Below are 12,542 nucleotides of genomic sequence, written 5' to 3'. Positions count from 1 at the left end.
CCGGCCCGTTCGCGCACCGGTCAGAAGTCGAAGTCGCCGATGTTCGACTCGTCGAAGACGAACGGCTCGCCGAGCAGCACGGTGCCGTCCTCGCCCACCTCGTACTCGCCCAGATCACCGGCGTCGAAGGTGTCTCCCGTCTCCCCGGTGATGTCGCCCGCGACGAGGGCATGCGCGGCGTAGGCCGCAAGGTAGCCCAGATCCTCGGGGTTCCACAGCGCGAACGCCGTGACGGTGCCGTCCTCGACGTACTCGCGCATCTGGTTCGGGGTGCCGAGGCCCGTCAGCGCGACCTGACCCTTGAACTCCGACGTCGACAGGTATCGCGCCGCCGCCGCGATCCCGACCGTGGTGGGAGAGACGATGCCCTTCAGGTCGGGGTGGGTCTGCAGCAGAGCCGCCGTCTGATCGAACGACGTCTGGTCGTCGTCGTCGCCGTAGACGATGTCGACGAGCTCGATGTCGGGGTGGTTCTGCTCCAGTTCGGCCTGCATCAGCTCGATCCACGCGTTCTGGTTGGTGGCGTTGGCGGCCGCCGACAGGATCGCGATCTCGCCCGATCCGCCGATCTGCTCGGCGATCAGGTCGACCTGCACCTGCGCGATCCCCTCCGCGTCGGCCTGGTTGATGAACAGGTCGCGGCACTCCGGCTCGGTGTCGGAGTCGAACGTGACGATCTTCGTTCCGGCCGAGCGGGCCTCGTCCAGCGCATCACAGATCGCGCTGGGATCGTTGGCCGACACGACGAGGGCGTTCACGCCCTGCTGCGCGGCCGTCTGGATGAACTCGACCTGCGAGGTCGGCGTGGCCTCGCTGGGGCCGATCTCGTCGAACACGGCGCCGAGTTCGTCGGCCGCGCGCTGGCCGCCCGCGCTCGAGGTGTCGAAGTAGGGGTTGCCGAGGTTCTTGGGCAGGAAGGTGATGGTCGTGCCCTCGCCTCCCTGACCGCCTCCTCCCCGCCGCCTCCGCCCGCGGCGCAGCCTGTGACGATCATCGCGACCGAGCCGAGGAGCACGGCGGCTCCCAGCGCGGCGCGCTTCCTGGTACCCAGAACGAACATCGTTGTTTCCTTTCCTGGTGCCCGCGGACTACGGGACGTGTGTGGTTCCCGTCGGTGTCGTCTCGAGAGCCGCGCGCGCGGCGGCCTGCCGCCGCCGGCCGATGGCCACCTGCCTGCGCGAGCGCGCCCAGCGCAGCACGCTCGCCGAGACGACCGAGAGGATGAGGAGCACGCCGGTGATCACCTGGATGATGTCGCTGCCGACGTTGGCCAGGCGCAGCGCGCTGCCGAGTGCACCGATGAGCAGCACGCCCCCGATGACGCCCTGGATGGCGCCGCGGCCACCGAAGATCGACACCCCGCCCAGCAGTACGGCCGCGATGATCTGCAGCTCCAGGCCGGTGGCGTTGTCACCGCGGGCGTTGCTGTACAGCAGGGTGAAGTAGACGCCGGCGAAGGCGGCCATCGCGCCGGACATCACGAACAGCACGAACTTGGACCGCGCGACGTCGATGCCCGAGAAGTGCGCCGCCTCCTTGTTGAGCCCGATCGCGTAGAGCGAGCGCCCGAACGGCGTGGCGTGCAGCAGCACGGCGAAGGCGGCCGCGAGCACGACGAACGGGATCATGATGCTGGGGATGGGCGTGCCGGGGATCGTGGAACGCGCCAGGTCCGTCCAGAACTCGGGGAACTCCGTGATGGCCGTCGTGCCGAGAAGGCCGACAGCGATGCCTCGGAAGAGCGCGAGCGTGCCGATCGTGACGGCGAGCGAGGGCAGGCCGACGACCGTGACGAAGAACCCGTTGATCGCGCCCGCCACGGCGCCCGCGAGGACCGCCAGCAGCGCGGCGAGCGCGAAGGGCATGCCGGCCGCGGACAGCACGCCGGTGAGCACGCTGGCGAGCCCGAGGACGCTCGCGACGGAGAGATCGATCTCCTCGGTGATGATGATGAGCGTCATCGGCAGGGCGATGAGCAGGATCGGCGCGGTGTCGCGGAGCAGGTAGGTGAGGGTGAGGGGGCTGCCGAAGTTCGGCACGGTGGTGTAGGCCGCCACCACGACGAGCACGAGCAGCCCGAGGACGGCGGCCTCGCGCGTGAGAAGCCACCGGCGCCACAGCGGACGGCCGTGCGCAGGTGTCGCCGTCGAGACGAGCGTGGTGGTCATCGGTGCTCCTCCCTCTCGGCGACGCGCCGTCGATGGCGGCGCGCCGCCAGCACGCGGTCGAGCACGATGGCCCCGAGGATGAGCGCGCCGACGACCGCCTGCTGCCAGAAGTCGTCGATGCCGATGATCGGCAGCGCGCGGTTGATGGTGAGCAGCAGGAAGGCACCGATCGCCGCGCCCCACACGGTTCCGACGCCGCCGGCGATCGCGACCCCGCCGATCACGGCCGCGCCGATGGCCTGCAGCTCCCAGCCGCTGCCGGCGTTGGAGGCCACGGTGCCGTAGCGGGCGGCGTAGAGCACCCCGGCGAAGCCGGCCAGGGCGCCCGAGGCCACGAAGGCGAGGATCACGCGCCGCGCCACGGGAAGGCCGTAGAGCTCCGCCGCGGCCGGGTCGGAACCGATGGCGTACAGCTCGCGCCCCGAACGGATATTGCGCAGGTACCACGCAGCCACGGCCAGCACGAGGACGGCGATGACGGTCAGGTACGGGACCGAGGCGAAGGCGCCGCCGCCGATCGACCCCGTGCCGAGGTCGCGGAATCCGGGGGGCAGATCGGACGCGTTGATGCGGTCGCTGCCCGCCCAGGCCACGTTGATGCCGCGGAAGATGTACATCGTGCCCAGCGTGATCACGAGGGCGGGCACCCTGGCGAACGCCACGAGCGCGCCGTTGACCGCACCCAGGAGTGCGCCCAGCAGCACCCCGGCGGCGAAGACGGCGACGGACGGGATGCCCGGCACGTCGATGAACAGGCGGCCCGTCAGGTAGGCGGTCAAACCGACGACGGAGCCGACCGACAGGTCGACGCTGCGGGTGATGATGACGATCGCGGATCCGACCGCCACGAGCAGCACGAGCGACGGGGTGAGCAGCAGGTCGCGCCAGCCATCGGCCGAGGTCACGAAGCGCGGGTTGATGCTGGCGGCGACGACGACGATGACGACGAGCGCGATGAGGATGCCCGTCTCCCGGGCGGCCAGCACGCGGCCGAGCGCGCCGCTCATCCGACGAGCTCCGCGTTCACGGTCGCGGCGTGCATCACGGCCTCCGGGGTGGCCTCCTCGCGCACGAACTCCCCCGTGAGGCGCCCCTCGCGCATGACGAGCACGCGATCGGCCATTCCGAGCACCTCCGGCAGCTCCGACGAGATCATGAGCACGGCCATCCCCTTCTGCGCCAGCTCGGACAGCAGCCGGTGCACCTCCGACTTCGTGCCCACGTCGATCCCACGGGTCGGTTCGTCGATGAGGAGGACGGTCGGCTCGGTGGCCAGCCACTTCGCCAGCACGACCTTCTGCTGGTTGCCTCCGGAGAGCGTGCCCGCCTCGGTATCGAGCGCGCCGGTCTTCACCGCCAGGCGGCTCGCCCAGCGCCGCGCGGCGTCGGCCTCCGCGCGCTCGCGCAGCAGACCCGCCCGCGCGAGCGCGCCGCGGATGGTGAGCGCGATGTTGCGGGTGACGCTCTGGTCGAGCACGAGCCCCTGCCGGCGCCGGTCCTCGGGCACGAGGGCGAGCCCCCGCTCGGCCGCGATCCGCGGTTCGCCCGGCGGCAGTCGCCTGCCGTGCACGGTGACCGTGCCGGAGTCGTACGGGTCGACACCGAAGATCGCCCGCGCCACCTCGCTGCGCCCCGCGCCCACGAGGCCCGCGAGGCCGACGATCTCGCCCGCTCGCACCTCGAGCGACACGTCGCGGAACACCCCCGCTCGTGTGAGCCCGTCGACCCGCAAGACGACGTCCCCGATCTCGGCGGGGAGCTTCGGGAACAGCTCCGCCACGTCGCGCCCCACCATTTGGCGCACGAGGGCGTCGGCCGAGGTGTCGGCGATGGCGGTCGTCGCCACATAGGCGCCATCGCGCATCACGGTGACCGTGTCGCAGAGCGCGAACACCTCATCGAATCGGTGTGAGATGAACATGATCGCGCGTCCCTCATCGCGCAGGCTGCGCGCCACCTGGAACAGCCGCTCCACCTCGACGCCCGAGAGCGCCGCCGTGGGCTCGTCCATGATGAGCACCCGGGCGTCGAGCGAGATCGCCTTGGCGATCTCGATGAGCTGCTGATCGGCGATCGAGAGGCCGTCGGTGACGCGATCCGGATCGATGCGCACCCCGAGCCGCTCGAAGATCCGCAGGGCCTCGTCGCGCATGGCACGGCGGTCGATGCGACCGAGCGCGCCGGTGGGCTGGCGCCCCATGAAGATGTTCTCGACGACCGAGAGGTCGGGGAACAGCGTGGGTTCCTGATAGATCACCGCGATGCCGGCGGCCTTCGACTGCGCCGTGCTCGAGAAGTCCACCTCCTCGGCGTCGAGGAGCACCTCCCCCGAGTCGCGGCGATGCACGCCGGCGATGATCTTGACGAGCGTCGACTTGCCCGCGCCGTTCTCCCCGATCAGGGCGTGGATGGACCCGGCGTGCAGGTCGATGCTCCCGGAGCGCAGCGCGACGACCGCGCCGAACGTCTTGGTGACGTCGCGCAGGCGCAGCAGCGGCTCGGCGTCGATTCCGGCGGGGGCGGCGCTCACGGTGGCTCCTCTTCGCTGAGGTCGGACCGTCGTCGTTGAAACGGTTCAGTCGGATCGTACCGCGATCCGCAGCCCGTGTGCGCAACGGAATGAGAACGAGCCGCCGCCCCGGAGGGCGACGGCTCGTGGCGCGGTCGAGGGACTCAGGCGCGCGGCAGCTCGCCGTGCAGCACGCGGCCGCGCGAGACCACCGCGACGATGCCCTCGCGGCGCAGCTCGTCGATCCTCTGCCACGGACGCCCCCGCACGACCACGAAGTCCGCGCCGAAGCCGGGGGCGATCGTGCCGACCGTGTCGCCCAGTCCGATCGCGTCAGCGGCGTCCGACGTCGCCGACGCAAGCGCGCGTTCCGCGCTCCACCCGAACGTCTCGGCCATCAGGCGCACCTCGGCCATCTGGTCGCCGAACCCGACGAAGCGGCCGGACGCATCGGTGCCGAGCACGAACCGCACGCCGGCGCGGCCGGCGCCGGCGAACTGCCGGTCGCGCACCTCGATCACCTCGCGCGCCTTTCGCCGCGCCTCCTCGGGCACGCCGCCGTGCCCCTGCGCGATGAGGTCGTTGATGAGCAGGGTTGGGGCGACGGGCAGGTTCCGTTCGAGCAGCACCTCCCAATGCCTCTCCTCGATCCCGGTGCCGTGCTCGATGGAGTCGACGCCCTCCTCGAGGGCGATGTCGACGCCCTCGGCCGTGTGGGTGTGCGCCGCCACGAGCATCGACAGGGCGTGCGCCTCGTCGACGGTCGTGCGGATCTCCTCGCGCGTCTGGTTGCGCCAGCCCACCTTGTCGCCCATCGACAGCACGCCGCCCGACGTGTAGATCTTCACGCCGTCGGCGCCTTCCCGCGCCCACGTGCGCACGAGCTTGCGGCACTCGTCGGGGCTGTCGGCCACGGGATCGCGATGCGGGTAGCGCGGCGGCACGAACAGGTCGCCGTGCCCCGCGGTCATGCCGACCTGACCGTGGGTGCGCACGCGCGGGCCGGCGAGGACGCCCTCGTCGAACGCGCGCGCAACCGCCATCTGCACACCGTCGGCGGCGAGGTCCCGCACGGTCGTGACGCCACCGCGCGCACAGGCGAGCGCGTTCGCGGCGATGTGCAGCGAACGCTCGGCGGCGGGCGTCACGAGCGGCCACGTCATCGGATCGGCGGCGGCGCCCCGCGCGTGCGAACCGAGGTGCACGTGGGTGTCGATCAGTCCCGGAATGATGCTCAACCCCGGCTCGGCCGTCGAGGCGCCCGCCTCCTCGGCGACGGCGACGATCCCGTCGCCGTCCCATTCGAGACGGACGACGCCTCGATCCGTCCGGCCGTCCCAGAGTCGCCCGATCAGCGCATCGGTCACGTTCACGTCCTTTCCGTCGCCCGTCTGGGCGGATCCATCGTCGCCGCAGACAGCGGCGCTCAGAGGTCTGTGGTCAACCGCCCGATCACGGCACCGCCGGCATCGAGCACCGGGATCGTGCGCCACCGGTCGAAGGCGCCGCAGGGGTGACTGACGCCCAGGCGGATCACCGTCCCCGGGGCAGGCACGGAACCGGTGGGCACGGCGACGAAGGCGTGATGGTCGTTGACGGCCTCGACCACCCAGCCCGAGACATCCGCGCCCGGCTCGCCCAGCACACCGAGCACAACGGGGAACCGGTCGTCGGTCGGAGCCTCGCGCCGGCCGAAACCGAGGATCACCCGGCCCGGCTCGGGCGCCGACAGCACCCGGGCGCGCAGCTCGAGCGCGGGCAGGAGCGTGTCGTCGCCGCGCGCGGCACCGAAGGGAGAGGTGCGCTCGTACACCCCGTGGTCATGGATGTGGGCGCATCCGGAGCGCAGCACCACCGTGACCGGCTCGCCCCACCGCGCGCCGCCGTCGGGACGCCGCGTCCCGAGCTCGGCGGCGATGAGGTCGGGGTACGAGCTGCCGCCCGCCGAGACGATGGGGGCGACGCCGAGCGAGCCGTCGGCGCGGCCGCGAGCGACGAGCTCACGCAGGCCCGCGAGCAGCGCGACCGCACCGCGCGGGAACCCGTCCGGGTCCACGCCCGTCGGCATCAGACCCTCGAACGCCGTCACGCCCGCCCAGCGCAGCGTTTCGGTGCGCGCGATGGCCCAGCCGACCTCGAGAGCGGCGTCCACCGTGCGCGCGCCGGTACGGCCGCCGGGGAAGCCCATCTCCACGAGCACGTCGAGCCGGCGCGCGGGGCGGGCCCTGGCCAGCTCGGCATCGAGCAGGGCGACGGCCTCCAGGGAATCGGCCTGGCACACGTACCGCATCGGCGCGGCCGCGTCGGCGAGGAAGGTCTCGGCCACCCACGCGATCGCCGCCGGATCCACGAGAAGGTTGGCGTGCAGGATGCGGGGAACGCCCCAGGCGGCGAGTGTCATCGCCTGCCTCGGCGTGGCGACCGTGAAACCCCACACGGCGGTGTCGGGGCCGTGGCCGGACATCTGCCGCGCGACGAGCTCGGGCGACATGTGGGTCTTCGCGTGCGGGGCGTGCACGAGGCCGGCCTCGCGCACGAAGGCCGCGAGCACACGTTCGTTGTTCGCGAGCGCGGGCTCGTGGGCGACCAGCTCCGGCAGGATCCGCTCACGGGCATCGTACGGGGCGGCTGCTGCGCTGGGGTGGGCCGCGTTCATCATCGCCCGCTTCCCGCCGGCTCGGGCATGCCCGCACGCAGCACCCGCCCGGCGCGCTCGCCCGTGAACTCGCCGTCCTCCACGACCGGGCGCCCCGCCAGCAGCGTGGCGACGATCCCGTCCGGTGTGACCCATGGCCGGGCCGGGCTGCCACGATGCCCGACCGTGCGAGGGTCGAACACCACCACGTCCGCGATCGCGCCCGCGCGCAGGTGCCCGCGCCCCGGAAGCCCGATGATCCGCGCCGGCAGGCTCGTCATGCGGCGAACGGCCTCCCCGAGCTCGAGCAACCCGCGCTCGCGCACGTACTCGCCGAGCACGCGCGGGAAGCAGCCCCAGCCGCGCTGGTGGGCGTTGCCCACGGGCACCGAGTTGTCCGAGCCGATCGCGATGAGCGGGTCCGCGAGGATCCGCCGCACATCCCCCTCGTCCATGAGCTCGTAGACCATCATCGCCGCCGGGTCGGCCGTGATCAGGCGGGCCAGCTCGTCGAACGGCGCGCGGCCCGACGCCGCCGCCAACTCCGCCAGCGTGCGCCCGAGAAGGCTCGTGTCGCGATGCATGCTGATGCTGATGCCCTCGGGCGTCGTCTGGTGCCACGCACCGCTGCCAGCACCGCCGCGCTCGGCCTGGGCGAGCAGCTGGGCGCGCGTCTGGGGGTCGGCCAGCCGCTCCCGCAGCGCGTCCCGTCCGCCCGCCTGAGCGGACGCCGGCAGCAGCGCGGTGAGGAAGCTCTCACCCGTCGTGTAGGGGTACTGGTCGCCGAACACGTCGACGCCCTCCGCGCGCGCACGGCGCATCGTCTCGAGCAGCTCGGCCCCACGTCCGGCATTGCGCCGCCCGGCGGCCTTGCAGTGCGAGATCTGCAGGCGGGCGCCCGTGCGCCGCGCGACGCCGATCGCCTCGGCGAGGGCGCCCGAGAGGCCGTCGCCCTCGTCGCGCATGTGCGTCGTGTACACGCGCTGCCAGCGTGCCGCCACCGCGACCAGCGCCTCGACCTCCGCCTCGTCGGCATACGAGCCCGGCGCGTAGAGCAGACCCGTCGACAGCCCGAAGGCCCCCTGGGCGAACGCCTCGTCGGCGAGCTCCACCATGCGTTGCAGCGCCCCCGGCCGCAGACGCTCGTCCATGCCGTTCGCGCTGATCCGCAGCGTGTGATGACCGACGAGCGACGCGAGGTGGTTCGTCGGTCCCGCCGCCTCGGCCGCATCGAGATACCCGGCCAGGTCGCGCGGCCAGGACGACACGCCCGCCGCGTCGGTGGACGACATCGGACGGTGCGCGCGTACCGCGTCGTCGTCGACGAGCGGGGCCGCCGAGTTGCCGCAGTTGCCCACCACCTCGGTGGTCACCCCCTGCAGGACCTTGAAGGGCTGCGGCTCCCGCATGAACGGCACCACGTCCGAGTGGGTGTGGATGTCGATGAACCCCGGCGCCACCGCACGGCCGGTCGCGTCGATCACCCGGGCGCCCGCCACGGCATCGCCGGCGCCCGGGCCGACGGCCGCGATGCGATCGCCGCGCACGACGACATCCGCCTCGACACCCGGGGCACCCGAGCCGTCGTAGACGGTGCCGCCGCGGATGACGACCGCCTCGGGTCTCACGCCCGCGCCCCCAGCCGATCCACGACGAGGGCGTCGACGATGCTGACCACCGCGTACGCGATCATCGTCACCGCCGTGATCGCCACGGCCGCCGCCCACATGTGCCCGTAGTCGAAGCTGCCCGCGGCACGCGAGATCGAGCCGCCCAGGCCCTCGCCCGTCGACAGCCACTCGCCGATCATCGCTCCCGTCATGGCCGCGGGGATCGCGATCCGTGCGGAGGCGAGCGCGGCCGGGACGGCCGTGGGCAGGGCGACCTTGCGCAGCAGGGTCCAGGCATTGCCGCCGTAAGCCTGCACGAGGTCGCGCTGCTCGGCCGAGACCGAGCGCAGGCCATAGAGGATGTTCGCCAGCGAGGGCAGGAACACGACGAGCAGGACGATCGCCGTCACGCCCGACAGCCCGATGCCGAAGATGAGCGTGATCAACGGGGTCAGCACGATGAGCGGGATCGAGCGCAGCACCATCGCGGTCGGCATGACGATGCGCTCCAGCACCGGCGACACGCTGAACAGCACGGCAAGCGCGAACGCGAACGCCAGGCCGACGACGTAACCCACGCCGGCGTCCCGCACGGTGATGCCCAGCCCGTCCCAGAGCAGGGCGCGGTGCTCGGCCGCGCCGTCCACGGTCGTGAGATACGCCAGCACGTCCCACGGGTACTTGCCGATGAGCGGGCTGATGTCGAACGCCCACAGGAACAACGCCCAGAGGGCGAGCGCGATGACGGAGGCGATGCCGAGCACCGCAAGACGGCGCAGCGTCGTCTGCAGCGCCGGGCTCACGAGCGACGCTCCTTCGCCCAGGGCGTGAGGAGCCGGCCGACGAGCGCGACCAGTCCGTATCCCGCCAACGAGATGAGCCCGGCGATGATGGACAGCGCCCACACGCGATCGGGCATGATCTGGCGCTGCGCCGCGTTGAGCGCCACGCCGATGCCCTGATCGATGCCGCCCAGGTACTCGCCCACGATCGCCCCGAGCAGGGCGCCCGGGATCGCGACCTGCAGCGCCGTGAACAGCGCGGGCAGCGCGGCCATCAGCCGCACCTTGCGGATCTGCGCCCATCGCCCGCCGCCGTACGCGCGCACGAGGTCCAGCGCCGAGGCGGAGGCCGCCTTCAGCCCGAGGAGCGCGCCCACGAGCGTGGTGAAGAACACCAGCAGAGCCGAGAGGAAGATCGCGGAGGCCCGCCCCCCGAAGATCGCCATGATGATCGGGCCGACCGCGATGATCGGCAGGCAGTTCGAGATGACGCCCAGCTGGGTGACGACCTCCTCGATCCGCGGCACGAGCATGACGAGGGCCGCGGCCGCGAGGGCGACCAGATTGCCCCAGATGTAGCCTTGACCCGCGCGGCCGAGCGAGGCCGACAGGTTGGCGGAGTAGAAGGCCCAACCGTCCCGGACGACGGAGGCGGCCACCTGGGCCGGCGTCGGGAAGGAGCTGTTGTCGAGCGTCACGGTGACCGCGGTCCAGACCGCCAGGAGCAGCGCGATGCCGACGGCACCCCCGACCCACGGGTGCGCGAGGGCCTGGCGCAGTCGCGCGATGGCGGGTGCGCCGCCGGGCAGCGAGGCCGGTGCGCTCATCGCGCGTCCGCCTCCGCGCCGAACAGCAGCCCGGAGAGGTGGTCGACGATCTCGTGGAACTCCGGCGTGCGCATCATCTCCATCGTGCGGGGGCGCTCGAAGGGGATCGGCACGAGCTCGAGGATGCGGCCGGGGCGGGCCGACATCACGGCCACCGTGTCCGACAGCAGCACGGCCTCCGAGATGCCGTGCGTGACCATGAGGGTCGTGGCCGGGCGCTCGGTCCAGATGCGCTGCAGCTCCAGGTTGAGCCGCTGCCTGGTCATGTCGTCGAGCGCACCGAAGGGCTCGTCGAGCAGCAGGAAGTCCGGCCGCACGGCGAGGGCGCGCGCGATCGAGACGCGCTGCCGCATGCCGCCCGACAGCTGCGCGGGGCGGGCGTTCTCGAAGCCGCTGAGACCGACGAGCTCGATGAGCTCGTCGATGACGGCGTCGTCCCGGCGGCCGAGGATCTCGAGCGGCAGGCGCACGTTCTTGCGCACCGAACGCCATGGCAGCAGTGCAGAGTCCTGGAACGCGATCCCCATGCCGGAGGCGGCGGTGCCCGGCTGCACGGCCGCGCCGTTGACGGAGACGGTGCCGGTCGTGGGCGTCTCGAGGCCCGCGAGGATGCGCAGCACCGTGGACTTGCCGCAGCCCGAGGGCCCCAGCAGCGAGACGAACGATCCGCGCGGGGTCGCGAGGTCGACGCTCGCGAGCGCCTGGACCGGCGAACGTCCCGAGCGGAACTGCTTGGAGAGGCCGGAGAGGCCGATGCCGTCGCCCGTGGCGGCGGCATCGGCCTGGATGCGGAGGTCACTCATCGCAGGTCCGGGTTCTCCTCGTACACGTCCTCCAGGAGCGACAGGTCGAAGAGGTCGTCGGCGGCGATGTCGATGTCGGCCAGCGCGAGCGAGTCGACGGTCGCCTGCTGCAGCTCCTCGCTGATGGTGAGGATCCCGTTCTGCTCGGTCTCGTCCGTCACGATCAGGGGCGTCTGCGCCTCCACCGCCAGCGCGATCGCCGCCGGGTCGTACTCCTGGTCGGCCCCGTACACGTCCACGGTCAGCTCCACCGCGCGCTCGGGGTCCTCGAGCGCCGCGTTCCAGCCGCGCACGAGGGCCGTCAGCAGCGCCACGACGCGCTCGCGGTCGTTGTCGATGGCGTCCTGGGACGCGATCAGCGACTCGCCGAGCATCGGCAGGCCCTCGTCGGCGAGCAGGAACTCGACGGCCGGGAAGCCCGACGTCGTCAGCGCCGCCGCTCCCGAGGTGGTGTAGCCCAGGTAGCCGTCGACCTGACCCGTGGTGAGCATGCTCGTGTCCGACAGCGGCACCGTGGTCACGTCGGCGTCGCTGAGGTCGTTCGCGGCGAGGAACGCGCCCCAGACGAGCGTGTTGGAGTCGCTGACCGCGATCGTCTTGCCGACGAGGTCGGCGGCCGAGGTGAGCGGGGCGTCAGCCGAGGAGACGACCGAGAACGGGTTGCGCTGGTACAGCGTGCCGACGATCTTCGCCTCCGCGCCCTGGGCGATCGCCGGAGCGGTGATGAGCGGCGCGCTGATGCCGATGAGCGCCTTGCCGGTCGTGACGGCCGCCTCCGCGCTGGTCGCGCCCGAGCCACCGGCCGTGAGCGTGACGGAGTCGAAGCCGGCGTCGGTGAAGAAGCCGTCGGCGTCGGCGAAGTAGGTGCCGGCGAACTGCTGGTTCTTCAGCCACGACAGCTGGATCTCGGCGGTGCCGAATCCGTCGGCGTCGGAACCGGACGTCGCGGCGTCGGCCGCGCATCCGCTGAGGGCGGCGGCCAGCGCGGCGGCGAGCGCGACGGCGCCGAGCCGGCGCGCACCGCGAGGCGAGCGGGTGAGGGAGGTCACGTCGGGTGTCGTCCTTACTTCCGGGTGCGGGCGTCGGGTCGCCGTCCACACCGCTGCGATGAGAGGGGTGCTGCTTCCATCCAAGTTCTCCCCCCGCCGCGGGCGCCATGTGCGATCTGCCGAAGTCGCACCCCTCCCATCCCGTCGGGCTTTGTCGAT

General features: G+C 72.2%; 10 protein-coding genes and 1 pseudogene. All 11 read right to left on the bottom strand.

Going from position 1 to position 12,542, the window contains the following annotated elements; translation table 11 throughout:
* Window positions 1-20: 20 nt before the first annotated feature.
* A pseudogene (rhaS, locus tag N8N77_RS06670) lies at window positions 21-1,060 on the bottom strand (rhamnose ABC transporter substrate-binding protein).
* 28 nt (window positions 1,061-1,088) lie between these two features.
* A complete protein-coding gene (locus N8N77_RS06665; RefSeq protein WP_261165692.1) occupies window positions 1,089-2,168 on the bottom strand; it encodes an ABC transporter permease in 1,080 nt (359 codons plus the stop codon).
* Window positions 2,165-3,175: an ABC transporter permease gene (locus N8N77_RS06660; RefSeq protein WP_261165690.1), complete on the bottom strand. Its 1,011-nt coding sequence runs from the start codon at window positions 3,173-3,175 to the stop codon at window positions 2,165-2,167. Before N8N77_RS06660 ends, N8N77_RS06665 begins: the two co-directional genes overlap by 4 nt.
* The gene (locus tag N8N77_RS06655; protein WP_261165688.1) at window positions 3,172-4,698 is read right to left on the bottom strand and encodes a sugar ABC transporter ATP-binding protein; all 1,527 of its coding nucleotides are present in this window, start codon (window positions 4,696-4,698) and stop codon (window positions 3,172-3,174) included. The genes N8N77_RS06660 and N8N77_RS06655 overlap by 4 nt, the downstream gene beginning before the upstream one ends.
* A 143-nt stretch (window positions 4,699-4,841) precedes the next feature.
* Window positions 4,842-6,044, bottom strand: a complete 1,203-nt coding sequence (locus tag N8N77_RS06650) for an amidohydrolase family protein (protein ID WP_261165686.1) — start codon at window positions 6,042-6,044, stop codon at window positions 4,842-4,844.
* A gap of 59 nt (window positions 6,045-6,103) precedes the next feature.
* Window positions 6,104-7,333 (bottom strand): amino acid deaminase, encoded by a 1,230-nt coding sequence (locus N8N77_RS06645; protein ID WP_261165685.1) that lies wholly within the window; start codon window positions 7,331-7,333, stop codon window positions 6,104-6,106.
* On the bottom strand, window positions 7,333-8,940 hold the full coding sequence (locus tag N8N77_RS06640; protein WP_314732517.1) for a D-aminoacylase: 1,608 nt from the start codon (window positions 8,938-8,940) through the stop codon (window positions 7,333-7,335). The genes N8N77_RS06645 and N8N77_RS06640 overlap by 1 nt, the downstream gene beginning before the upstream one ends.
* Window positions 8,937-9,725, bottom strand: a complete 789-nt coding sequence (locus N8N77_RS06635; protein ID WP_261165683.1) for an ABC transporter permease — start codon at window positions 9,723-9,725, stop codon at window positions 8,937-8,939. The genes N8N77_RS06640 and N8N77_RS06635 overlap by 4 nt, the downstream gene beginning before the upstream one ends.
* A complete protein-coding gene (locus tag N8N77_RS06630; protein WP_261165681.1) occupies window positions 9,722-10,531 on the bottom strand; it encodes an ABC transporter permease in 810 nt (269 codons plus the stop codon). The genes N8N77_RS06635 and N8N77_RS06630 overlap by 4 nt, the downstream gene beginning before the upstream one ends.
* The gene (locus tag N8N77_RS06625; protein ID WP_261165679.1) at window positions 10,528-11,334 is read right to left on the bottom strand and encodes an ABC transporter ATP-binding protein; all 807 of its coding nucleotides are present in this window, start codon (window positions 11,332-11,334) and stop codon (window positions 10,528-10,530) included. The genes N8N77_RS06630 and N8N77_RS06625 overlap by 4 nt, the downstream gene beginning before the upstream one ends.
* Window positions 11,331-12,383, bottom strand: coding sequence for an ABC transporter substrate-binding protein (locus tag N8N77_RS06620; protein ID WP_261165677.1), 1,053 nt, complete (start codon window positions 12,381-12,383; stop codon window positions 11,331-11,333). The genes N8N77_RS06625 and N8N77_RS06620 overlap by 4 nt, the downstream gene beginning before the upstream one ends.
* Window positions 12,384-12,542 lie beyond the last annotated feature (159 nt).

The sequence above is a fragment of the Microbacterium sp. Marseille-Q6965 genome, assembly GCF_946151065.1.
Classification (GTDB): domain Bacteria; phylum Actinomycetota; class Actinomycetes; order Actinomycetales; family Microbacteriaceae; genus Microbacterium.
This window is presented reverse-complemented; position numbering and strand designations above follow the sequence as displayed.